Origin of the sequence: Maribacter spongiicola (genome assembly GCF_052119685.1) — a bacterium.
GTDB classification, from domain to species: domain Bacteria; phylum Bacteroidota; class Bacteroidia; order Flavobacteriales; family Flavobacteriaceae; genus Maribacter; species Maribacter spongiicola_A.
Genome location: NZ_JBGQOO010000003.1, coordinates 322,562 through 345,639, shown reverse-complemented (window position 1 = coordinate 345,639; position 23,078 = coordinate 322,562). Strand labels below are relative to the sequence as shown.

The 23,078-nt window shown below is 35.6% G+C and carries 21 protein-coding genes; 2 read left to right on the top strand and 19 right to left on the bottom strand.

What is annotated here, in order from left to right; genetic code table 11:
* The 19 genes from ACEN2N_RS07930 to ACEN2N_RS07840 form a co-directional block, all read right to left on the bottom strand.
* Positions 1-3,138 (bottom strand): efflux RND transporter permease subunit, encoded by a 3,138-nt coding sequence (locus tag ACEN2N_RS07930; RefSeq protein WP_441823821.1) that lies wholly within the window; start codon positions 3,136-3,138, stop codon positions 1-3.
* Between the two features lie 37 nt (positions 3,139-3,175).
* Positions 3,176-4,261 carry an efflux RND transporter periplasmic adaptor subunit gene (locus tag ACEN2N_RS07925; protein ID WP_441823820.1) on the bottom strand — a complete coding sequence of 362 codons (1,086 nt, stop codon included), beginning with the start codon at positions 4,259-4,261 and terminating at the stop codon, positions 3,176-3,178.
* Between the two features lie 101 nt (positions 4,262-4,362).
* Entirely contained in the window at positions 4,363-4,842 is a 480-nt protein-coding gene (locus tag ACEN2N_RS07920) for a GbsR/MarR family transcriptional regulator (RefSeq protein ID WP_441823819.1), read from the bottom strand.
* Positions 4,843-5,085: 243 nt separating this feature from the next.
* Entirely contained in the window at positions 5,086-5,481 is a 396-nt protein-coding gene (locus tag ACEN2N_RS07915) for a hypothetical protein (protein WP_441823818.1), read from the bottom strand.
* Positions 5,482-5,490: 9 nt separating this feature from the next.
* Positions 5,491-6,510, bottom strand: a complete 1,020-nt coding sequence (gene pheS / locus ACEN2N_RS07910; protein ID WP_441823817.1) for a phenylalanine--tRNA ligase subunit alpha — start codon at positions 6,508-6,510, stop codon at positions 5,491-5,493.
* Between the two features lie 71 nt (positions 6,511-6,581).
* Complete coding sequence (locus ACEN2N_RS07905; protein ID WP_441823816.1) at positions 6,582-8,456, bottom strand: SulP family inorganic anion transporter; 1,875 nt, start codon at positions 8,454-8,456, stop codon at positions 6,582-6,584.
* Between the two features lie 170 nt (positions 8,457-8,626).
* Positions 8,627-9,256 carry a carbonic anhydrase family protein gene (locus tag ACEN2N_RS07900; RefSeq protein ID WP_424003423.1) on the bottom strand — a complete coding sequence of 210 codons (630 nt, stop codon included), beginning with the start codon at positions 9,254-9,256 and terminating at the stop codon, positions 8,627-8,629.
* A gap of 13 nt (positions 9,257-9,269) precedes the next feature.
* Positions 9,270-9,527 carry a hypothetical protein gene (locus tag ACEN2N_RS07895; protein WP_441823815.1) on the bottom strand — a complete coding sequence of 86 codons (258 nt, stop codon included), beginning with the start codon at positions 9,525-9,527 and terminating at the stop codon, positions 9,270-9,272.
* A 93-nt stretch (positions 9,528-9,620) separates the two neighbouring features.
* A complete protein-coding gene (locus ACEN2N_RS07890) occupies positions 9,621-10,097 on the bottom strand; it encodes a hypothetical protein (protein WP_441823814.1) in 477 nt (158 codons plus the stop codon).
* 37 nt (positions 10,098-10,134) lie between these two features.
* Positions 10,135-11,727, bottom strand: a complete 1,593-nt coding sequence (locus ACEN2N_RS07885; protein WP_441823813.1) for a SulP family inorganic anion transporter — start codon at positions 11,725-11,727, stop codon at positions 10,135-10,137.
* Positions 11,728-11,797: 70 nt separating this feature from the next.
* Positions 11,798-12,091 (bottom strand): hypothetical protein, encoded by a 294-nt coding sequence (locus ACEN2N_RS07880; RefSeq protein WP_441823812.1) that lies wholly within the window; start codon positions 12,089-12,091, stop codon positions 11,798-11,800.
* A gap of 58 nt (positions 12,092-12,149) precedes the next feature.
* Positions 12,150-12,911, bottom strand: coding sequence for a tetratricopeptide repeat protein (locus tag ACEN2N_RS07875; protein ID WP_441823811.1), 762 nt, complete (start codon positions 12,909-12,911; stop codon positions 12,150-12,152).
* Between the two features lie 2 nt (positions 12,912-12,913).
* Positions 12,914-14,638: a BatD family protein gene (locus tag ACEN2N_RS07870; protein WP_441823849.1), complete on the bottom strand. Its 1,725-nt coding sequence runs from the start codon at positions 14,636-14,638 to the stop codon at positions 12,914-12,916.
* Between the two features lie 59 nt (positions 14,639-14,697).
* On the bottom strand, positions 14,698-15,552 hold the full coding sequence (locus tag ACEN2N_RS07865) for a tetratricopeptide repeat protein (RefSeq protein ID WP_441823810.1): 855 nt from the start codon (positions 15,550-15,552) through the stop codon (positions 14,698-14,700).
* Positions 15,545-16,591 carry a VWA domain-containing protein gene (locus ACEN2N_RS07860; RefSeq protein WP_441823809.1) on the bottom strand — a complete coding sequence of 349 codons (1,047 nt, stop codon included), beginning with the start codon at positions 16,589-16,591 and terminating at the stop codon, positions 15,545-15,547. Before ACEN2N_RS07860 ends, ACEN2N_RS07865 begins: the two co-directional genes overlap by 8 nt.
* Before the next feature lies 1 nt (position 16,592).
* Positions 16,593-17,591, bottom strand: coding sequence for a vWA domain-containing protein (locus ACEN2N_RS07855; RefSeq protein WP_441823808.1), 999 nt, complete (start codon positions 17,589-17,591; stop codon positions 16,593-16,595).
* Complete coding sequence (locus ACEN2N_RS07850) at positions 17,592-19,253, bottom strand: hypothetical protein (protein WP_441823807.1); 1,662 nt, start codon at positions 19,251-19,253, stop codon at positions 17,592-17,594. It lies immediately after the preceding gene.
* Positions 19,254-19,258: 5 nt separating this feature from the next.
* Positions 19,259-20,125, bottom strand: a complete 867-nt coding sequence (locus ACEN2N_RS07845; protein ID WP_441823806.1) for a DUF58 domain-containing protein — start codon at positions 20,123-20,125, stop codon at positions 19,259-19,261.
* Positions 20,126-20,212: 87 nt separating this feature from the next.
* Complete coding sequence (locus ACEN2N_RS07840) at positions 20,213-21,214, bottom strand: AAA family ATPase (RefSeq protein WP_424003405.1); 1,002 nt, start codon at positions 21,212-21,214, stop codon at positions 20,213-20,215.
* A 171-nt stretch (positions 21,215-21,385) separates the two neighbouring features.
* On the opposite strand from ACEN2N_RS07840, the gene ACEN2N_RS07835 reads away from it, so the two are divergent.
* Both ACEN2N_RS07835 and ACEN2N_RS07830 read left to right on the top strand, forming a co-directional pair.
* On the top strand, positions 21,386-22,249 hold the full coding sequence (locus tag ACEN2N_RS07835; RefSeq protein ID WP_441823805.1) for an aldo/keto reductase: 864 nt from the start codon (positions 21,386-21,388) through the stop codon (positions 22,247-22,249).
* Between the two features lie 12 nt (positions 22,250-22,261).
* Positions 22,262-23,017, top strand: coding sequence for an SDR family NAD(P)-dependent oxidoreductase (locus ACEN2N_RS07830; RefSeq protein ID WP_441823804.1), 756 nt, complete (start codon positions 22,262-22,264; stop codon positions 23,015-23,017).
* Positions 23,018-23,078: the final 61 nt, after the last annotated feature.

Below are 23,078 nucleotides of genomic sequence, written 5' to 3'. Positions count from 1 at the left end.
TTATTCTTCAATAGAAGGTTGTGGAGCACCTGTAATACGCTCTTGAATAGTTTGGAAAATAACATACAATGCCGGTATAACGAATACACCAAATATGGTACCTATTAACATACCGCCAACAGCACTCATACCAATTGAACGGTTACCTACAGCACCAATACCAGATGATAGTGCCAACGGCATTAAACCAAGTATAAAGGCAAATGAGGTCATTAAAATTGGTCTAAGCCTTGCTTTTGCACCATCTATGGCAGAGTCAATAATAGACATACCATGTTTTCTACGTTGCAATGCAAACTCTACAATAAGAATGGCATTTTTAGAAAGCAAACCAATAAGCATGATCAATGCAATCTGGAAATAAATGTTATTTTCAAGTCCCGCCATACTAACAAAACCAATAGCGCCTGCAATACCTACCGGTAATGAAAGTAAAATTGCTAATGGTAAAATATACGATTCATACTGGGCACTTAGTAAGAAGTACACGAATACCAAACTCAATATAAATATCATGATAGTTTGGCTACCCGCACTGTTTTCTTCTTTAGTAAGACCAGAATATTCAAACGTATAATTATTTGGTAAAACTTCGGCAGCTACTTCTTCGATTGCCTTTATAGCACCCCCTGTAGAATAACCAGGGTTCATTGCCCCGTTAATTTTCACAGAGCTCAATAAGTTAAATCTACTCACTACCTCAGGACCGTAAATTTTCTTTAGCGATACAAATTGAGAAACGGCAACCGATTCTCCATTTGCATTGGTAACGAAAATATGGTTCAATGAATTTTCATCGGCTCTATCTTCAGGTTTAGCTTGGATCATTACACGGTATTGCTTACCGAACTTGTTGAAATCGGTAGTATAGAGACCACCATAATAACCTTGCATTGCGCTGAAAACATCGGTAACCGCTAAGCCTGCCATTTTGGTTTTTTCAACATCTACATCTAACTCATATTGAGGGAAATTGGCGTTGAAGTTGGTAATAGCGTATTGTACCTCTGGTCGTGCATTAATAGCAGCTAAAAACTCATTGGTAACTTTATTTACGGTTTGCCAATCATCAGCATCTTTACTTTGCAAGTTCATTTCAAAACCGGTAGAGTTACCGAAACCACGAACACTTGGCGGAGTAAAGAAAAATATTTTAGCATCTTTTAATCCCGCTGTTTTAGCGAATAAGCTTCCTACTACTTCTTGAACAGATTCTCCTTCACCTTCTCTTTCACCCCAATCTTTAAGACGAAGTACTGAGAAAGCATATGAACCACCATTTACACTATTTAAAATACTAAATCCGGTAATGTTCATTCTAGCTTGAATGATATCCATAGATTGGTAAATAGAGTCTAATTGCTTTACCGTTTTCTGTGTCTGCTCTAAAGTAGTACCAGGTGGCATGGTAACATCGGCAAATACAATAGCTTTATCTTCATTCGGAATAAAACCTGTAGGTGTCGACTGAAACAATAGGAAAGCGATTACTGCAAAAACAGCAAGAGATACCCATGTCACCCATTTTCTTTTCGCTAAGAATTTTACAGAACCAACATATTTATCGGTAACGGCATCAAAACCATTATTAAAAGCAGAGAAAAAACGTTTTACAACACCTTTCTTTTTTTCTTCGGATGTGTGATGTGGCTTCAACAAAAGAGCAGCCAAAGCCGGACTCAATGTCAACGCGTTTACAGCAGAAATAAGAATTGCGATTGCCAGTGTGATACCGAACTGTTGGTAGAATACACCCGACGATCCACTAATAAATGATACAGGAATAAATACTGCAGACATGACCAAGGTGATAGAAATAATAGCACCAGATATTTCAGACATGGCAGATTTAGTTGCTTTCTTTGCATCAGTAGCTCCCTCTTCCATTTTGGCATGTACCGCCTCGACGACCACAATGGCATCATCGACCACAATACCAATGGCGAGAATCATTGCGAATAGGGTTAGCATGTTAATGGAGTACCCAAATAACGAGAGAAAGAAAAACGTACCAACAATAGCCACCGGAACGGCAATGGCAGGTATTAATGTGGATCTGAAATCTTGTAGAAATAAAAATACCACTAAGAATACCAGTAAAAATGCTTCAATTAATGTTTGTACCACATGTTCTATAGAGGCACTTAAGAAATCTTTTGTGTTGTAAGGAATTACATAATCTAAACCTTTAGGGAAATCTGGTTTACTCTCATCTAAAATTGTCTGAATTTGGTCAATAATGGCGTTCGCATTAGAACCAGATGTTTGAAATATACCAACTGCGGTGCCGGGCTTGCCCATACCTTCGTTTTTAGTACCATAATTAAATGCACCTAGCTCAACTTCGGCAACATCTTTAAGACGTAAAAACTGACCATTTTCTTGAGCTCTAATAATAATGTTCTCATATGCAGCTTCGTCAGAAAGACGACCTTTATATTTTAATACATACTCATACACTCCGTCAGCATTTTCACCAATTTTACCGGTTGCTGCCTCAAGGTTTTGTTCTCTTAATGCGTTTTGAATATCAGATGGCATTAATTTATAGGCAGCCATTTTCTCAGGATTTAACCATATACGCATCGAGTAATCTTTGGCGCCGAAAACAGTTACGTTACCTACACCCTCAATACGTTGAAGCTTAGGTACTAGATTAATTCTAGCATAGTTCTCAACAAACGTTGCATCGTACTCATCGTTATCAGAAAATAATGAGAAGAAAAGTAATGCACTGGTCTGAGATTTTTGGGTAATAACACCAGTCTGTACTACCGCTTGTGGTAAAACACTATTTGCTCTTGCAACTCTGTTTTGAACGTTTACGGCAGCAATATCTGCGTTGGTACCTAATTTGAAAAATACATTTATTGTTGCAGCACCATCATTACTGGCAGTAGAAGTCATATATAACATGTCTTCAACGCCATTGATCTGTTCCTCTAAAGGAATTACAACACTCTTAAGTACTGTTTCTGCGTTTGCCCCCGTGTAAGTACTTGTTACTTGCACCGTCGGTGGCGCTATTTCTGGATATTCCTCTATAGGCAAGGTCGTTAAACCTAAAACACCTAGAATAACTATAATGATCGAAATCACCGTAGAAAGTACGGGACGATCTATAAATCTTTGAAACATTGTTGTTTATTTATATGTTATGTTTATTGGCGGATGCTTACTTAACCGGATTAATGCTCATTCCGTCCCTTAATTTTGAAACTCCTTCAATAACAATAGTAGTTCCATCTTCAATTCCAGTTTCTACTACAAAACCTTGTGGTGTAGTGGTAATGATATTCAATGGCATTGTAGTTACCGTATTATCAGTTTTTAAAACATAAACCAGTTTTTTACCTTGAAGATCAATAGTTGCAGTTTGTGGTATTTCATAAGCACCACTATAAATAGTTGGAATTTTAATTTTACCTGTACTACCACTGCTTAATAAATTGTTTTTGTTGTCAAAATCAGCTCTGGCTGTTACACTACCGGTTGTACTATTAATAATAGTATTTATCATCGCAATCTTACCCGGTTCGGCATATTCCTTACCATTTATCATTACCAAAGTTACTTCTGGCGCCTTCTCTATATCCATTTCATTGTTGTTGTTCTTAGGCATAGACTCTTTTAGTTTTAAAAGCTCTTTCTCGTTCATTGAAAAATAAGCACGAACCTCGCTAATATCAGAAACTGTGGTTAATGGTTTAGTCATAGCAGAGCTAACAAGTGCACCAATTTTAAAAGGAATCTCGCCAATATACCCATCAACAGGACTAGTGATACGTGAATAACCAATGTTAGAAGCTACACTTTGGTAATTTGCCTGTGCTTGTGCAAGTTGTGCTTTTGCAGTTTCTAATTGCACAGGGCTAATTATATTTTTTTCTACTAACGGCTTCAATTTATCTACTTCAACCTGTGCTACGTTAACAGAAGCTTTAGCCGCATTGGCGTCTTGATTTAGAGTTTGGGTTTCTAATTTAAAAAGTAATTGACCTTTTTTTATTTTTTGACCTTCTTCAACATATACCTCTTGAACGAAACCAGATACTTTTGGCCATATTTCTACATTCTGCTTACCCTCTAGTGTAGTAGAGAATTCATTATATATAGTTAAATCTTGCTTTTCTAGCTTAGCGACTTTCAAACTTGGTGGTGGGGGTACTGCCGGACCTTGTGCCGGTTTTTCAGATGACCCAAAGCAGGAACTCAAAAGAAGAGTCACACTTAAAATTCCTATAATTGATAAATTTCTCATTTTAGACGGATGTTTATATGTATTAAATAGTTGTTTGTACTTGTTAAGGTTTTGTTAATTCTGAATGTTCGGTTTAAAACGAACTAAAGGATTAAATTTTTTTAGAGTAGTTTTTTTAATGCTTCAATAGTGTCTTGGTATGTTTTTTCATTTTGACTAAGACATTCTAAATAAGCTTCTATTCTTGGCTTATTAGATGCATACTTTTCAGGATTATACTTTTGATCATATTCAGCAACAGTTTGTATTATTTTAGATTCTTTTGCTGCTTTTTTAAGTGCTTGTTCAAGTTTCTTAATGAAAAAGGTACTTTTATCCGATATTTTAAAATACCTTCTTCTATCTCCAGATTTAGTGAAATAGGTAATCATACCTAACTGAAGCAACAAATTTAGTGATGTTGAAATAGAGCTTTTACTTGCTCCTCTTTTTGTAAGACAATCATCAAATGTAAGTCCAACCTCTTCGGTTACCACAAGATTTCCAAATATTCTTGCTGCTAATGGAGGTAAATTATATTCGGCTTCAAAGTGAACTCCAAGCTCCTCTATTAACCTTTGTTTATTTTCTTCTTTTTCCATAATTCGCAAATTGAAGGAATAAAGGTATGATTAGTTCGGTTATAAACAAACTAAAAGAACTTAATTTATGTTAAAGTTTGTAAATGCTATTTGTTAGGTAGATTTATAAAGTAAGTGGTTGATATTTAATTGAATAAATATAACTTTTAACTGAATTGGGCTCTGGTAAGAAAACACTTATTCTAAATTAAATGCTATAAAAAGTTTTAAATTGAAGTAATTTAATAAAAGAAAAGGAGAAATTTAAAATGCAAAAATGCCATCTTTTTCAATAAGAGGAATGGTTATAAGGTTATTTTCTGTAACCGTATTTTTAGGGAATACAAACTTTTTCTCATACAATTTGTTATCTGCATAAAAAGTCATAAAAAATTCATTGTCCAAAGCGAGTAGGTCCTCTTGAACAACTTCAATTTTCTTAAAAGATTTAGATTCAAGATCACCAATAGCGTGTCTCATTATTGACGTTTTGCGTTCACCATCATAACCTTTGGATACTACCATGGTCAATTCAATAGGTGTATTACGATCATTTATGATATAGGCATTCCAGTCTTTGTCCAAGAATTCTTCGTTCCATTCACGAATAATGGCGATGTGTACATCTTTAACAACCGGTATTTCAATATCTTTTTTCACAGAGTACTATTAAAGGGCGCTTTTAAATTGTTCTAAAAAGCGTAAATCGTTTTCACTCAATAAACGTATATCTGTAATTTGGTGAAGAAGCATAGCAATACGATCGATACCTACGCCGAAAGCAAAGCCAGAATACACCTCAGGGTCTAGTCCACAATTAGTAAGCACATTTGGATCTACCATACCACAGCCTCCAATTTCTAACCAACCGGTGCCTTTTGTTATTTTGTAGTCAGATTCGGTTTCTAGTCCCCAGTACACATCAACTTCTGCACTAGGTTCTGTAAACGGAAAGTAAGAAGGTCTTAATCTAATTTTAGACTTTCCAAAAAGCTCTGCAGTAAAATACTGTAGTGTTTGTTTTAAATCAGCAAAAGAAACATCCTTATCGATATATAAACCTTCTACTTGGTGAAAGAAGCAATGAGATCGTGCCGAAATAGCTTCGTTTCTATAGACTCTACCCGGAGAAATCGTACGAATAGGTGGCTTGTTATTTTCCATATAACGCACCTGTACCGATGAGGTATGGGTACGTAAAAGAATATCTGGATCAGTTTGAACAAAGAAAGTATCTTGCATATCTCTCGCCGGATGATATTCTGGCAAGTTCAACGCAGTAAAGTTATGCCAGTCATCTTCGATTTCTGGACCTTCAGAAACATTGAATCCGATTCTTGAAAAGATATCGATGATTTTATTTTTCACTATAGAAATAGGATGACGTGATCCTAGTTCTAAAGGATAGCCAGGTCTGGTTAAATCGCCATACACCTGTTCGTCAATAGTGTTATTTTCTAAAACCTCTTTTAAAGATTCTACTTTTTCTGTCGCAGCTTGTTTCAGTTCGTTAATTGTTTGTCCGAACTCTTTTTTCTGGTCATTAGGTACATTCTTGAACTCCGCAAAGAAATCATTTAGAATGCCCTTTTTACCTAAAAATTTAATTCGAAACGTTTCAACAGCTTCCATATTGTCAGCCGTGAACGATGCTACTTCAGAGATTTGTTCTTTTATCTTATCAATCATGAATGTTGATTAAAGCCGCAAATTTAAAACTTTTAAAAGAGGTATGATATGTTTTTGTTGCATTTGATGTGTTAGCTATCACGGAATCTGTCTTTAACATTAGACTTTACCCAAATTAAGCACTCATCAAACGAAGCAAAAATATGCTCTTCAGGAATTAGATCCGGTATTAGTCCAACCCGCTCCATCATGTAACGTGGTTGTTTTAATACATCAACAAAAAGTATACTGATGCCCGATTTTCTAAGACTTATAAGCACATCTTCAAGAGTATACAAACCAGATTGGTCCATATACTGCATTCTCCCCATTCTAATAATTACGGTCGATGCAGTTCTAGGTATTTGATCGGCCATTTGTTGAAATTCACTTGTAGAACCAAAAAACAGGGGTCCTTTTAAGTGTTTTATAAATACCTCTTCTTGCAGACTTTTTGGAAAAGAAGCCTCATCTGGCCAATTCACTTCTTTCTCCAACGATTTCACATCCGATCGTTCTGCGGTTAAATCGCCCATTTTTTTCATGAACATTAGCGAAGCGATTATTAGACCAACACCAACGGCATATACCAAGTTCCAAACAGAAGAAAGTACGAGAACAACCAGCATGATAACAACCTCTGAGCTAAATTTAAACGGGCCTAAGCTCAAATCTTTAGGTAAACTCGGTATTGCTTTTAGACCTTTATAGTCCATAACACCAATACCTACCGTAACTAAAATACCAGCTAAAACTGCAGCAGGTATTTGAGAAGCTACTGGGCCAAGAGCTAAAAGAATAATTAGTAATAGCACACCAGCAACCATACCAGACAATTTAGTTTTGCCCCCGGCATTTATATTTACTACTGTTCGAATAGTTGCACCCGCGCCAGGTATACCGCCAAATATTGCGGCAATGCTATTACCGATACCTTGCCCGACCAATTCTTTGTTTGGCTGATGCTTTGTTTTTGTCATGTTATCGGCAACAACAGAGGTCAATAGCGAATCGATGGCGCCTAGAAGGGCTAGGGTCAATGCTGTAAATATATAAGGTGTTATTGAGCCTAATTCAAACTCGGTAAAAATACCAAAATTAGGCATTGGAAAACCGCTAGGTATTTGTTCTATAGGTCTATAGTCTAGCCCGAAACCATAGGCTACCCCTGAAACAGCGATCAATGCAACCAAGGCACTAGGTATATTAGTAGTTATTTTTTTAAAACCATAAATTATTATAATGGTTGCTAGAGAAAGAATTAATTCTAGCCAGTTAATATTTTTTAATGCCCTTGGCAAAACTTTTATAGCGCCAATAACACCAGATGCTTCTGATTTTGCCAATGTTTGAGCTTCTTTAAGCATATCTGCTTCTGTAATACTTTCTGCTCGAGCAATGGTTTCCTTAAAATTTTCAAGCACCAAAATACCTTCGCCAGCCTCTTCTTTCAAGATATTATCTAAAATTATCTCTTCGGCCATTGGTTTGTATTTATTTACGAACTCGGCATCTTCTTTAGGGTAATAACCAATTGCCGGTAAAATTTGCGTTACAAGAATAATAACACCGATGGCGGTCATAAAGCCAGATACTACGGGGTAGGGAATGTATCTTATATATTTACCTAACCCTATTAAACCTAGCCCAATTTGCATTAAACCAGCTAATAGAAAAACAATTAAAATAGCAGGTAAAGCTTTTTCTAGATTTCCGTCATTCATGGCAACGATACCTGCAATAACGACCATACTTACGGCGGTCATTGGTGCGGTCGGACCAGAAATCTGTGTGTTTGTTCCGCCAAAAAGTGCGGCGAAGAAACTAATAAATATTGCACCATATAATCCGGCGCTGGGGCCCATTCCTGAGCTAACTCCAAAAGCAAGTGCCAAAGGTAGTGCTACAATACCCGCTGTTATACCGCCAAATAAATCTCCTTTGAAATTTGAAAATAGATTCTTCATACTCTTAAAATAATCAATTTTAATGAGAAAATATCACGTTATTTTAAGGTGATATTACTCGAGTTTAATTAAAAAATTCTTCGTTGGCTGCGAATAATTGATTGATTTAATGGTATTTTAAAACCGATGAAAAACATCGGCTTTATAGTCACTATTTTTTTTATTAATTTCTAATTGTAGAAATCTACTTCACCTGTGGCAATATCATACATTGCACCAACTATAAGGACTTCGTCGTTTTTTTCCATTTCAGCTAAAACCGGGCTGTGCTTTCTAATATTTTCGATAGTCAATTCAACATTTTTAGCCGCTACCCGATCTACGAAGTCTAAGTTTTTAGAATTTCTTAAACTTTCATCTGTGGGCTCTTTTACAGCATCTACTGCAGGTTCTATTTTGTTGATTAAAGCAGTTAAATTACCTAGTCGTGCATGATCACAAGCACCTTTTATGGCGCCACAACTGGTATGCCCTAAAACGACAATTAATTTTGTACCCGCAAGTTTACAACCAAATTCCATACTGCCAAGAATATCTTCGTTGACAAAATTACCTGCTATTCTTACACTAAATATATCTCCCAACCCTTGATCGAATACTAGCTCTGCAGAAACTCTAGAATCTATGCAGCTTAATATGGTAGCAAATGGGAATTGACCTTCACTAGTGTCATTAACTTGTTCTAAAAGGTTACGATTCGCTTTTAAATTATTTTGAAATCTTTGATTTCCCTCCTTTAAGAAATCTAATGATTTCTTTGGGGTCATCGTTGCTTGGGTTTCTCTTGTATGTGCTTTCATATATTTTTATTTATTATACTGTATAATTATTTTGTCCCATTAGTAATAATGGAACATTAATATTATTGACCATGTCACTAATATTCGCTGGCATCGAAAGTGCTGAACTATCTTTCTTTTTCTTGTTTTCAAACCTGTTTACGCACAACAGGTTTATTTTGTTTTTAGTTATATAATTTGAAAGGTTCTTCATGGAATTAGAATTGTTCTCAAATATAAACTCAACCTCTTTTTTTTGTTGAGATGCTAAGGGTTTAGTTATGGTATTCATATTCTTTAAAATCTTAAATGATTTTAAAGGTTTTTGCGAATGAAGAAGTAAATCTTCGGTCAGATCAGCTATTAAAGTTTCTTTTGTATTGCTTTAGACTCCTAAAGATAAATCATTGCCAAAGCCTAATACATTTATCTCATCGGTTAAAAAAATAGGTCCTTTATGTATCTTCAATACAAATGGTATGAGTTTGTCACCAAGAATGTTGAAAAAGTTTGACTTCTTTTTACTTAGTACGATAAAATCGGGTTTCTCTTTTTCAATATAAGCGGCTATCTCATTCTTTAAATTACCGATGGCACATGAATAGGACATAGTAACGCCAAAATCTTTTGAATATGAGTTAACGATTGACTTTATATCATTATCCATAGTAATAAATTCACTATTTAAAGATCGAATAGCTGAAAGTTGGCTAGCTTCAGTTACAACTTCTGTGCCTTTTTTAACATGAAATATGGCTATTTCTCCATTAAGCATCTTAGCTAGGTTAAGCGTACTTTTAAGCGTGTTTCCTAACGACTCTTTCATGTCTGAGAAAACCGCTATTTTATATTTTTTACGCATGTCTTTTTTTTAGTTGATTGAAAACAACTTCAATCGGTTAGCTTAAGCTTATTTTCGACTTAGGTCTTTCCTCAAAGAATTCAATATAACTAGGCGGATTTTCTACTATACCACGTTTAGAAATGAGTTGAATATCAATATTTCTCTCCTTGGCCTTTAGACTAAAGTCTTCTAGAATCTCCACAATATCATAATCTAAATATCTAGTTTTTAAGACATCTAGCTCTAAGTAAGTATCATGAGGTAAACTATCAAGCTCTTTTAGAATAGCACCTTTGTTGAAAAAGGTAACTTCTTCTGCCAAAGTCATTTTTATTCTATGCTTACCATTGCTATTATCTTCGATATGAAGAAAGTGAGAGTTTTGGTAGCTTTTCAATAAAATAACTACGATACCTACGGCAAGCCCCAAACTAATTCCTATCAATAGATCCGTAAATACAATACCTAAAACAGTAACAAAGAATGGTATAGATTGTTTCCATCCTAACTTATACATTTTCATGAACAAGGCTGGTTTTGCTAATTTGTAACCTACAATAAATAGGATGGCAGCTAAAACCGATAAAGGAATCATATTTAATAACGTCGGAATCATGATCACAGAAATCAATAATAGAAATCCGTGAATTATCGCAGATAACTTTGTTCTACCACCAGATTGAATGTTTGCTGAACTACGAACGATTACTTGGGTAATAGGTAAGCCACCAATAAGACCAGAAACGATGTTACCTGCACCTTGCGCCAATAATTCTCTGTTTGTTGGAGTCACATTTTTGTGCGGATCTAACTTATCTGTCGCTTCAACGCAAAGTAAAGTTTCTAAACTGGCAACTAGTGCAATGGTAAAGGCTGTAATCCAAACTTGAGGATTAGTTATGGCACTAAAATTAGGAAAGCTGAACTGACCAACGAAAGAGGAAAAATCGTCTGGTACCGGTACACTTACTAAGTGATCTTTAGAGATTGCCAAAGCCCCACTATCTTGTGTAAAAACATAAAATATGATACCAATGGCAACAGCTACTAATGGACCTTGTATTATCTGAAACACTTTTCCTTTCTTAGAAAGAACTTTATCCCAAAGTAAAAGTATTGACAGACCAATTATTGCAATTAAGGTAGCCCCAGGGCTTATATTGTTTACAGTATTAAGAATCTCAGAAAACGTATTTTCGCCATCTACTTGAAAAAATGCCCAATCACCTTCGGGATCAGAATCGTAACCAAAAAAGTGAGGAATCTGTTTAAGAATAATGATAATACCAATACCGGTAAGCATACCTTTAATTACGGAAGAAGGAAAATAATAACCTATTACTCCCGCTTTTAAGATTCCGAATACAATTTGAATAACGCCACCCAATACAACGGCAACCAAGAAATTCTCATAACCACCTAAGGCACCGATTGCCGTTAATACAATTGCTGCTAAACCTGCAGCAGGGCCACTAACTCCGATTTTAGAACCACTAAGACCACCAACCAAGACACCACCTATAATACCGGCAATTACTCCAGAAAATAATGGGGCTCCACTTGCTAAAGCAATACCTAAACATAAAGGTAGAGCAACGAAAAATACTACGATACTGGCTGGAATATCGCTTTTGATAAATTTAAACATGTATAAAATAAAATTGTGCCCTAAAGTTATTTTTAGGACAGATTAGTCAATTGAAAAAAAGTGATAAAAATTAACTAGTCTTGTCGGGTGGTGGAGAGAAAACCTCTTGAGATAGATCTAAGTAACCTATTTGATTAAAGTTGCTGATAATTGAACTTTCGAAAATGGCAATGGTTGAAAAATCTAAAGAATTTTCTTTGAAAAACTTTTCTTCACCCATAGATTTTTTACCCGACTCTTGCTCTTCTTCGTTAAGGTTAGTTATAACAATTGGGTTATCAATATCGCATAGGGTTATTATGCTAGGTGCAGTAACTGCAAATAGCCATAATAGTAATAATGTAATGCGAGCAAAAATTGTCATATAATAAACATCGATTTTAAAGATAGTGTTGAAATAGTTAAAAACTGTTAACTATTTTCTAAAAATCTTTTATCAGTTTTAAATCTGTAGTTGGTAGCCATCCTATTTTGCCATCTGCAAGTTTAATTTTTTTCCAATCGTCTAATTGGTCCAACACATTTACTTTGGTGCCTGCGTGAATAGTAAATACCGCTGCACTAGTGTCATTAGGTTCAGATTTAACATTGCTTTCTTCAGCAAATAGTATTGCAGGTTGGTATTCATCAAAATCGCTTCGTTGTATAAATGCAAAAACAACAGCAATTATACATAAGAAAAGTGAAAGTAAACTACCAATGAACATCCACCTTTTTCTAGTGGAATATACAGCGTAATAAAAGAGAATATATAAAAGAACAAATAGCATCATAAAACCTATAGCCACATATGCCCATTGATCGAAGGTTAATTTACCGGTTATATTTTTATACAATTTAGACAAGCTCGTTTCTGGCATAGTATCTATGGCGTCTATGGTCATATTTTGAGCATAGCTGAGGTTGGTTTTCGTTTCTTGATCATTAGGTGAGAGTAATAGCGCTTTTTCATAAAAATAAATACTCTCAGCTATTTTGTTGAGCTTGTAATAAGAGTTGCCTAGGTTAAAGTAAACAGCGGCCGAGTGCTCGCCACTACTAAGAATATCATTGTAATAATCAACTGCCTGGTCATAATTACCTGCATTGTAAGCTTCGGTAGCCTGCTCAAACAATTTGTTGTTCTGAGCGGTACATAAGAGAACCGTAAAAAGACTAATAAGAGTAGCTAGCTTTTTGAACATACTTATAATTGTTTATCCATTATAGAAATTACCTCGCTTGCCTTGTCATAATCGGCTTGCATTTGTACGTTAGAGAACGGACTGTAGCGAGCTGCTTCGCAATTTTTAAGAAGAGATATAAAACTATTTACTGTTTCGTCATCTATCTGTTTTTGAGAAAGTAGCTCTGTAATTTTGTCTTTACTGAACTCAGAGGTCTCTATCTTCAATTTCGCTTTTAAATAGTTATGTAGCGCTCGCTCAAGGGCGACATAAAAAGCTTCTTTATTACCCAGTTGCTTTCTCGCTGCAGACAAATATTTACGTGCCAATTTGTTTGCTTTTCTAATTTTATTACCTACAACGTCACCTGCAATAGCATCCCTTTTCTTTCTAAATAGAATAGCTAAGGGAATAAGTAGAAGAGGGCATAATAACCACAAGTAAAATGAGGTAGAGCCGAAAAAGTATGAAACAGATTTATCTGATAGATTAGAATCTAGTTTTAAGAAATTAAATTCATTTCCGCTACTGACTACAGATTGTTTGTTGCTATTTGAAGACATCTCAGAATTAGACGATGCACTTAACGGACCTTCTAGAACATTAATTACAATTTCATCTGATGTTAGTGTAGTGTATTTTCCTGTAGAAGGATTAAAATAACTAAAACTTAAGGGAGCAATAGGATATTTTCCTCTAAACGATGGCACTATAGTATATTGATTGCTCACTTTACCTTGCATACCTGCAAGCGTAGTTCTTACACCTTCTGTAAACTCAGGCTCATATACTTCTAAGGCACTTGGCAACTCCAATTCTGGAAGCTTAAATAGTTTTAAATTTCCTTTACCACTTACTTCTATTGTTGCCTGCAAAGATTCTGATGCATTTAAACTTTTTTTGCTGGTAGAAACCGCAAAATCAAATTCACCAACGGCACCATTGAAATTGGCAGGTTGGTTTGTTAGCGGTAATGGTTTTACATTTATAGTTCTACTACCTGCAGAAACTGTTTTGTTCGTTTGGGCATACATTCTCTGACCAAAGAAATCTCTTCTGCCCGAAGGTACATCTACAGTAACATCGAGAGATAAGGGTTCAATGTCTAGTTCGCCAGATTTTTGCGGATAAAGAACAACGCGTTTTAAGATGACGTAACGATAAGGCTTGCCTTTATACGTGCCATTTTGAGCACTAAGTGCATTTACTTTAATATCTTGACTCCAGAAATTATTATAGGTAGGGTTGTCTAATGGTTGATAGTTCGATACGCTAATATTCGGACTAACATATAGCTTATAAATGACCGTAATGGCTTCATTCAAATACGGATTCGTTTTTGAAATCTCGGCAACTAAATGTAAGTTTTCATCAGCAACATCATCAGCGGTCATTTGGTCGCTCGGCTTATCGACAGCAGCTGTTACTTCGACATCTTGTGCTAATGATTTATAGGTTTCACCGCCAATTACAATAGATGCTTGCTTAATGGTGTATTTGCCTCTTGCTGAGGGCGCTAAAGTATATGAGTAAGATTTCGAGTAACTTCTAACTCCGTTAATCCAAGAGGAGCTAATAGATTGAGAAGGTCCCATTACAACTTTAAATCCGTTGAAATCTGGCGGATTAAAATTATCCCCATCTCGGTTCATAATAAAATCTACGCGCAACCTTTCATTAAGACCAAGCTTAGGTTTGCTCAGTTTCATTTCAAAAGTTACATCATTATTACCTTGGCCCATCATCAAAACTGATGATAGAAAAACGGTTACCAGTAACCCAAGTTTAGCTATGGACTTAAAGTCTACCAATCTTTTTCATTTTTAACCTTTACACCTTGCACTTTTTTTGCGTCGATTTTATCTTGAACCTTTTTTTCTGCATTCTGCATGGCTCTCAATAAATTATCGACCTGCTGCTTAGAAAGTTGATTGGGTCTAGGTTGTTGTTGCTCTTGTTCGTTTTCGCCCTCGCCTTGTTCGGGTTTCTTTTTTTGATCAGATTTATCCCCTTCACCATCTTTATTATCGTCTTTCTTCTCTTCGTTTTTATCGCCTTCGTCACCCTTATCTCCGTCTTCTCCTTGATCTTTCTTATCCTCGTTTTCTCCTTCGTCCTTTTTGTCTTCGTCTTTGTTCTCGTCTTGATCTTTGTCCTTGTCCTTATCGTCTTGATCTTGCTTGTTCTCATCTTGATCCTTTTTCAAAAGTTCTTTTGCCAAGGCTAAATTGTAACGGGTTTCTTCATCTGTAGGGTTATTACGTAAGGCCTCTTTATAAGCTTCTACCGCTTTTGCATAATCTTTACGTTTCATAAATACATTACCCATGTTATGGTAAGCTTTATGTTTATCTGCTTTAGATGTAGATGCTTCGCCTGCTTCTTTAAATCTGCCAAAAGCCTCATTATAGGTCTCGTTCTCGTAATAGGCATTACCTAAATTATAAGGTGCGGCGCTATTATCTGCGCTTTTTGAAATAGCTTTTCTATAGTCTACTTCTGCAGCAATAAAATTGTCATCAGACAAAGCTTTGTTAGCATCCCAAGTATAGTTTGTAGACGACCTTAATGCCTTTTCTTTTTCCTTCTCATCGATTTCTTGCGCGAAAGACGATAGGCAAACGAAAAGCAAAAGTAAAACTGTGCTTATTTTATTCATTTCTTTTCTCATTGAACAAATTGAGTTTCTTTAACCAGTTAGTCTTGCGGTCCAAGATAAATATATCTAAAAAAAGAAGCAACAATGCCCCGCCAATAAACCATTGAAACTGATCTTTAAATTCTGCGAATTGTTTGGCCTCGAATTCTTTCTTATCCATTTTCAACAATTCTCCTTTAATAAATTCTACTGCGGCTTCTGTGTTAGAGCCGTCTATATACTGTCCTTTTCCTTCGTTGGCAATATCTACTAAAACACTCTCGTTTAATTTTGTAATTACGGTTTCGCCCTGACTATCTTTTTTCAGGCTTTCTAAAATTCCGTTTCTTTTAATGGGTATCGGTGCACCTTTCTCTTTACCAACACCAATAGTGTAAATAATAATGCCTTCATCTACAGCATCTTCTACCGCATCTAAAGTAGAGCCTTCAGAGTGGTCTTCGCCGTCAGAAATAATGAACAGTACACGATTAGTTTGTTCGGCATCATCATAATAGGTAGTAGCTAACTCGATGGCTTGGTCTATGGCAGTACCTTGCGATGTTAGCATATCGGTATTCATGCCCTGTAAGAACATTTTTGCGGCGCCATAATCTGTTGTAATCGGTAGTTGTGGGTAAGCCTGGCCTGCATAAGCAATAATACCAATTCGATCGCTTGCCAATTGGTTTATGATCTCAGAAACTAATCTTTTCGCTTTTTCTATTCTATTGGGTGCAATGTCTTCTGCGAGCATACTTTTGCTGACATCAACGGCAAATACAATATCTACACCTTCGCGTTTTACGGTTTCTAGTTTGGTTCCAATTTTAGGATTTACTAATCCAATAATTAATAATGCAAGGGCAAGAATAAACACGACCAATTTAATGGTACCTTTATTATAAGAACGGTTTGGTGTTAGTCTTTTTAATAACTCTGAGTCTGCAAATTTCTTCTGCGTTCTCTTTTTCCACACCAATAATAATAGGAACAACACCACTATCACCGGGATGATAATGAGTAAATAAAAATATATTTTTTCGTCGTACTGTACCATATTATACAAAGCTTCTAAAAAGCGTGTTTCTTAAAATCCATTCTAACAAAAGCAAAGCTCCTGCCAATAAAACCCAAAGTCTAAATTTTTCTTCGTAGCGGTAATATTTAAATTCCTCTATTTCTGTTTTTTCAAGTTTATTTATCTCGTCATAAATTTCTTCTAAAGACTCATTATCTGTAGCTCTAAAATATTTTCCTCCTGTAGCGCTGGCAATATCTTTTAATAGATTCTCATCAATTTCTACTTGTCGCATTCCGTATCTAAAAGAACCGTCTGCGTTATAGGCGATTGGCGAAAGGGCATTACCGTTAGTACCCAAACCTATGGTGTATGTTTTTATTGCATATTCAATTGCAAGGTCGGCTGCCGTTTGTGGTTCAATAAAACCAGAGTTGTTGACCCCATCGGTCAATAATATGATAATCTTACTTTTTGCAGTACTTTCTTTTAAGCGGTTTACAGAAGTTGCCAACCCCATGCCTATTGCAGTACCATCTTCTAATTGACCATAAGTAATTTCAGAAAGCGCATTCAATACAATAGCTTTGTCGGTAGTAACAGGTGTTTTAGTGTAACCTTCACCGGCATACACTACTAAACCTATACGGTCATTAGGTCTTTTTTTGATAAAATCTGCCGCCACATCTTTAAGCGCCGATAGTCTATTCGGCTTCAAATCTCTTGCCAACATACTCGAAGAAACATCGATGGCCATAACAATATCAATACCCTTTGTAGTTTTGGTACGTGTAGATATATCTTCTGTTTGTGGTCTTGCCAATGCCACAATTATTGCACCTAGAGCCAGTAATCGTAAAACAAATAAACCAGGTTTTAATTTGGGTAAAATGCTATTATACCTAAAGCCCTTTACACTCGATATACGTAACGATGCAGTTTGCTCTTTTTGCTTAAAGATATACCACACGATTGCTAATGGCAGTAGTAAGAACAGCCAAAAGAAATCAGGATTTGCAAATGATATATTATCTAACATTTATGCTTCTGTTTTTACTTCTACCGATGCTAAAATTCGGTCTACTATTTCTTGTGCGTACGTGTCGTCTTTTAACCAGGTAAGAATTACGTATTGTTGAAAACCTTTACCACCAAAAAGGAGTACAGTATATTCCCCTGCCATTAATTCTTTTGATCCAGGTGCTAAAAATTCACCGCTTCCATAAACTTTAACCCCTTTAACACCACTAATCGTGCTGAATTCTTCTTGTTTGGTAATAATATTTTTCGCGCCTTGACTTTCAAAATTTGATAAAATCTGTTCAATGGTTTTATCAAAATCTGGTTCGGCATCTTGTTGTGCCAATGTAATAGACGTTGTTGCTGCATTGAAAAGACCGATTGGGCTAGAATATTGAAAAGCTTGAATATCTGCAATAGCAGCTTTCGCCTCTGGCGGTAATTTTATTTCTTGACGCACCAACACTTGCGGAGTCTCTAGTTGAATGGGAGGAAAGCCATAACTACTCCGCACCCATTCACCCTCTAAAAGTTCTTTGGTTGGGTGCCCAATAACTGTGTCTTTTAAGTAGCCAAAGCCAAATTTCACTCCCGCAATAGTAATACCTATCATTAGTAATGCAATAGTAGATAAAACAGCAATTTTTATTTTCTTCTTTTTTGCCTTACGTTCTAATTCTTCTTGATATTCAGCTTGTTGAAATAACTCTTCTTCGGTAGGTTCTGGTAAAGCATCGTGTGTTTTTACAACGATTTGTTCTACCAACTTTCTATCTTGTTCGGCAACAGAACTAGAAGGTTTATTTTTTGCGAACTTTACTAAATCTGCCGTCTGTAATATTTGCGAAAATTGTTTAATGGTGTCATCATCTAATTGTAATTCACCTGCATCTTTTAAAAGTTCTAGTTTTTCAATTAACTGACCGGTGGTGCTTTCTAATGCAGAAACATGTGCATCTTCTTCTAAATAAGAACGTACAATGGTAGTTAATTCAGAATAGTATTCTTTGTACTCGTCTTGAATTAAATATTTAGAATGTTCTAAACGTTTAAGTTCTAATAAAGCTCTATCGTAAGGCGGTAAAAGTGCTACTTTTTCCTCTTCGCTAAGTGGTTTTTTACGGAACACGAACCAATATAAAAGGGCACCTACAATTAAAAGTATTAAAAGACCGATCAATACATACTTCCAAAGGTCAAAATTGCTTTTATCTACGTTTATAAGAGGTTTAATATCATACATTTTCTGATTTAAAGTATCTACAGGTATTGTAGCTACATTAATCAGTGTTGAATCTGTCATAAAACCAGTACCGTTAATGTCGATACGTTGCGATGGTAGTTTGTAAGCGCCAGAATCGAATTGGGTAAGCGCGTATATTTTTTGAAGTGTAAGGCGGTCTTTTTTTCTTGTTGTATCGGTTGCAAAAGCCTCTACGGTTTCTAAAGGAGAAAATGTCTGCCCCTCCGGAAAAATAACAACGTCGGTAGAATCAACTTCAACTGTAACCGTCCATTTTACTTGCTCTCCAATTTTAATAAATGTGGTGTCGACCTTTGTAATTATACTCGGGCGTTCTTGTGCAGATAATTCAAAGAAAAACAGTAGAAATACCAATAAAGGTGAAATTCGTTTTATGAACGAAACACCGCTGTTAATTTTTCTATTCGTATAATTCATTCGTATCAACCTCTTCGTTTAAAATAGCCCAATAATTTTTTTACATAACTTTCGTCGACCCTACAATCTAAAACCCCGCAACCCGCTTTTGTAAAAGACTCTTTAAAATAGGCAACACGTTCTAAATTGTACGCAGCATAAGCGTTACGTACTTTTTTAGATTTGGTATTTACCAATTGTATTTTACCGGTCTCTGCATCTTCAATTTGCACCATACCCAAATTCGGAATGGTTTCTTCGCGTTCATCGTAAACACGAATACCTGTTACATCGTGCTTATTACCTGTAATCTTTAAAGTCTTTTCGTATCCTTCATCAATAAAATCAGAAAGAACAAAAACAATAGCTTTCTTTTTCATGATACTGCTCAAGAACTTTAATGCCTGTGCAATATCTGTCTTGTTACTTTTTGGCTTAAACTCTAGTAATTCTCTAATAATGCGTAAAACGTGGGTCTTTCCTTTTTTAGGAGGAATAAAAAGTTCTATTTGATCAGAGAACAAAATAACACCGACCTTATCATTATTTTGTAGTGCACTAAAAGCTAAGGTTGCCGATATTTCGGTTACAATTTCATTTTTGAATTGATTTGTTGTACCGAAAAGTTCAGAGCCACTAATATCTACCATTAACATCATGGTCAATTCTCGCTCTTCTTCAAAAACCTTTATATACGGTTCATTATAACGGGCGGTAACGTTCCAATCAATATTTCTTACATCATCACCAAATTGATACTGTCGAACTTCACTAAATGTCATACCACGACCTTTAAAGGTAGAGTGGTATTCCCCACCAAACATATGGTCAGAAAGACGTCTCGTCTTTATTTCAATTTTCCGTACTTTTTTGAGTAGCTCTTTGGTATCCATTTTTTTAGCAAACAGTTTACAGTTTCCTTTTAGCAGTATATAATATTCAGCATGTAAAATTGAAAATGCCGAATACCAAAAACTAGGTTAAGGTACCTCTATCTCGTTTACAATTTTGTTGATGATGTCAACAGAGGTAATGTTTTCAGCTTCTGCTTCGTAGGTTATTCCTATTCTATGTCTTAACACATCGTGTACAATTGCTCGTACATCTTCAGGAACAACATAACCTCTTCTTTTAATAAAGGCATAACATTTTGCGGCAATACCTAAGTTGATACTTCCTCTTGGCGATGCACCAAAACTGATTAAAGGTTTTAAACTTTCTAAATTATATTTTTCAGGATATCTAGTAGCAAAAACAATATCAAGTATATATTTCTCGATTTTTTCATCCATATAAACTTCACGTACTGCCTTTTGAGCACTTAGTATTTGTTCTATGGATACAACTGCATTTACGGTCTCATAATTACCCGCTAAATTCTGACGCATAATTAATTGCTCTTCATTTATTTTCGGGTAATCAATAACGGTCTTCAACATAAAACGGTCAATTTGCGCTTCAGGTAAGGGGTAGGTACCTTCTTGCTCAACTGGGTTTTGGGTTGCCATAACTAAGAAAGGCTTATCAAGAATAAAAGTTTCGTCACCAATAGTTACTTGCTTTTCTTGCATCGCTTCTAATAAAGCAGATTGTACTTTGGCAGGTGCACGGTTAATCTCATCTGCAAGCACGAAGTTTGCGAAAATCGGACCTTTCTTAATAGAAAAATCGTTTAGTTTCATATTGTAGATCATCGTACCAACAACATCTGCAGGCAGCAAATCTGGGGTAAATTGTATTCTACTAAAGCTACCTTTTACTGCTTTTGAAAGCGTGTTAATGGCTAAGGTTTTTGCTAAACCGGGTACCCCTTCGAGTAAAATATGACCTTGTCCTAAAAGTCCGATTAATAATCGTTCGACCATATATTTTTGGCCAACGATTACTTTATTCATCTCAAGCATTAGTAAATCGATAAAAGCACTTTCTCGAGCTATTTTCTCATTAACGGCACTAATATCAATTGAAGTATTTTCTTCCATTTAAAACTTTATATTATTGATTGTTAAGACTTCTAATTTTAACAGTCATGCAAATTGAAAATTTATTCAGTCAGTAGCTGTTAATGATAGGTTAAAAAATTGGAAAACCCCTGATTTTTATGAAGGTTTTAAGGGATTTCTTTTTAATTTCATTAAACAAATAACAATACATTGAAATATTCTAGAATAATTGCAGGTACTATGACGTGGGGTAAATGGGGAAAACAACATTCTACCGCCGAAATGATTTCACTAATGAATCATTGCATAGAAAATAATATAACCACTTTTGATCATGCAGATATTTATGGTGATTATACCAATGAAGAAGATTTTGGTAAAGCCTTTAAAGAGAGTGCCATCAAAAGGGAAGACATTCAATTAATAAGTAAGTGCGGTATTCAGTTCGATGTAAAGGAGAGGTCGAATAGGGTCAAGCACTACGATTATGATAAAGACTATATAATAGCATCTGTAGAGCGGTCTTTAAAAATGCTACAGACGGATCATTTAGATATGCTTTTGTTGCATAGACCTAGCCCATTAATGAATCCTTCAGAAATTGCCGAAGCTATTGATAAATTAAAGTTTGATGGAAAAATAAGGCAGTTCGGAGTCTCAAATTTTACGCCATCTCAAATTCAACTTATAGAAAAGGAAATTCAAGTAGAGGCAAATCAAGTCGAGTATTCCTTATCTTCAAATGGCGCAATGAATGACGGCACGCTTGACGATTCTTTAACTTATGATAGAATGGTAATGAGCTGGAGTCCGCTTGGCAGTTATTTTAGAGAAGAATCTAAAGCCAACGCTAGAATAAAAAACGTGTTAGCAGTATTGACGAAAAAATACAATGCAACAGAAGATCAGCTTTTATTGGCATGGATTTTAAAACACCCGTCTTATGTTTACCCTGTCGTAGGTACGGCAACACCGAAGCGTTTAAAAATGGCGATGGATGCGGTTTCTATTGAGATGGAGGTACAAGATTGGTTTTTATTACTAGAAGCGAATGAAGGACATGAAGTTGCATAATTAAAATATAAAATGACAAAAACAGCATTTATTACAGGAGCTACAAGCGGGATTGGAAAATCAACGGCGATTCATTTTGCTCTAAATGGAATTAACTTGGTGTTGTGTGGTCGTCGTCAAGATCGACTAGATGCGCTAAAAGAAGAATTGGGTAAAGAAGTTCAGGTACACACCTTAAATTTTGATATCCGAAATAAAGAATCGGTTCAAGAGGCATTTGATTCGTTACCCAAAGAATTTTCTCAAATAGACATTTTGATAAATAATGCAGGTAACGCCCATGGTATGGATACCATTCAAGATGGAAATACAGATGATTGGGATGCCATGTTAGATATTAATGTAAAAGGGTTGTTGTATGTTTCAAAAACCATAATCCCTCAAATGGTGGCTCGAAAATCTGGTCATATTATAAATATTGGTTCTACCGCCGGTAAAGAAGTATACCCAAAAGGCAATGTATATTGCGCAAGTAAGCATGCGGTCGATGCTATTAATCAAGGAATGCGTATGGATCTAAATGGCACAGGTATTCGAGTTGGCGCAGTAAACCCTGGGTTGGTAGAGACTGAATTCAGTAATGTTCGTTTTAAGGGAGATGAAGAAAGAGCAGAGAATGTTTATAAAGGATTTCAAGCCTTAAAACCTGAAGATATTGCAGATATCATTCATTTTGTGGTTACTAGACCTTTTCATGTAAATATTGCAGATTTAGTAGTAATGCCAACAGCGCAGGCTTCTTCAACTATGGTGAAGAAAGATTTATAGAGGAAAGTATTTTGAGTATCGGTAGCACAAAATTATCAGAGAATAGTAAAAAATTTTAGAA

Bases quoted from the DNA above. Each gene is read 5' to 3' on its own strand.
- ACEN2N_RS07920 (WP_441823819.1), bottom strand. From the start codon at position 4,842: ATGGAAAAAGAAGAAAATAAACAAAGGTTAATAGAGGAGCTTGGAGTT.
- ACEN2N_RS07870 (WP_441823849.1), bottom strand. From the start codon at position 14,638: ATGATGGGCCAAGGTAATAATGATGTAACTTTTGAAATGAAACTGAGC.
- ACEN2N_RS07830 (WP_441823804.1), top strand. From the start codon at position 22,262: ATGACAAAAACAGCATTTATTACAGGAGCTACAAGCGGGATTGGAAAA.
- ACEN2N_RS07865 (WP_441823810.1), bottom strand. From the start codon at position 15,552: ATGAATAAAATAAGCACAGTTTTACTTTTGCTTTTCGTTTGCCTATCG.
- ACEN2N_RS07930 (WP_441823821.1), bottom strand. From the start codon at position 3,138: ATGTTTCAAAGATTTATAGATCGTCCCGTACTTTCTACGGTGATTTCG.
- ACEN2N_RS07880 (WP_441823812.1), bottom strand. From the start codon at position 12,091: ATGACAATTTTTGCTCGCATTACATTATTACTATTATGGCTATTTGCA.
- ACEN2N_RS07850 (WP_441823807.1), bottom strand. From the start codon at position 19,253: ATGAATTATACGAATAGAAAAATTAACAGCGGTGTTTCGTTCATAAAA.
- ACEN2N_RS07905 (WP_441823816.1), bottom strand. From the start codon at position 8,456: ATGAAGAATCTATTTTCAAATTTCAAAGGAGATTTATTTGGCGGTATA.
- pheS (WP_441823817.1), bottom strand. From the start codon at position 6,510: ATGATTGATAAGATAAAAGAACAAATCTCTGAAGTAGCATCGTTCACG.
- ACEN2N_RS07875 (WP_441823811.1), bottom strand. From the start codon at position 12,911: ATGTTCAAAAAGCTAGCTACTCTTATTAGTCTTTTTACGGTTCTCTTA.
- ACEN2N_RS07885 (WP_441823813.1), bottom strand. From the start codon at position 11,727: ATGTTTAAATTTATCAAAAGCGATATTCCAGCCAGTATCGTAGTATTT.
- ACEN2N_RS07900 (WP_424003423.1), bottom strand. From the start codon at position 9,256: ATGAAAGCACATACAAGAGAAACCCAAGCAACGATGACCCCAAAGAAA.
- ACEN2N_RS07895 (WP_441823815.1), bottom strand. From the start codon at position 9,527: ATGAATACCATAACTAAACCCTTAGCATCTCAACAAAAAAAAGAGGTT.
- ACEN2N_RS07855 (WP_441823808.1), bottom strand. From the start codon at position 17,591: ATGTTAGATAATATATCATTTGCAAATCCTGATTTCTTTTGGCTGTTC.
- ACEN2N_RS07890 (WP_441823814.1), bottom strand. From the start codon at position 10,097: ATGCGTAAAAAATATAAAATAGCGGTTTTCTCAGACATGAAAGAGTCG.
- ACEN2N_RS07925 (WP_441823820.1), bottom strand. From the start codon at position 4,261: ATGAGAAATTTATCAATTATAGGAATTTTAAGTGTGACTCTTCTTTTG.
- ACEN2N_RS07845 (WP_441823806.1), bottom strand. From the start codon at position 20,125: ATGGATACCAAAGAGCTACTCAAAAAAGTACGGAAAATTGAAATAAAG.
- ACEN2N_RS07840 (WP_424003405.1), bottom strand. From the start codon at position 21,214: ATGGAAGAAAATACTTCAATTGATATTAGTGCCGTTAATGAGAAAATA.
- ACEN2N_RS07860 (WP_441823809.1), bottom strand. From the start codon at position 16,591: ATGGTACAGTACGACGAAAAAATATATTTTTATTTACTCATTATCATC.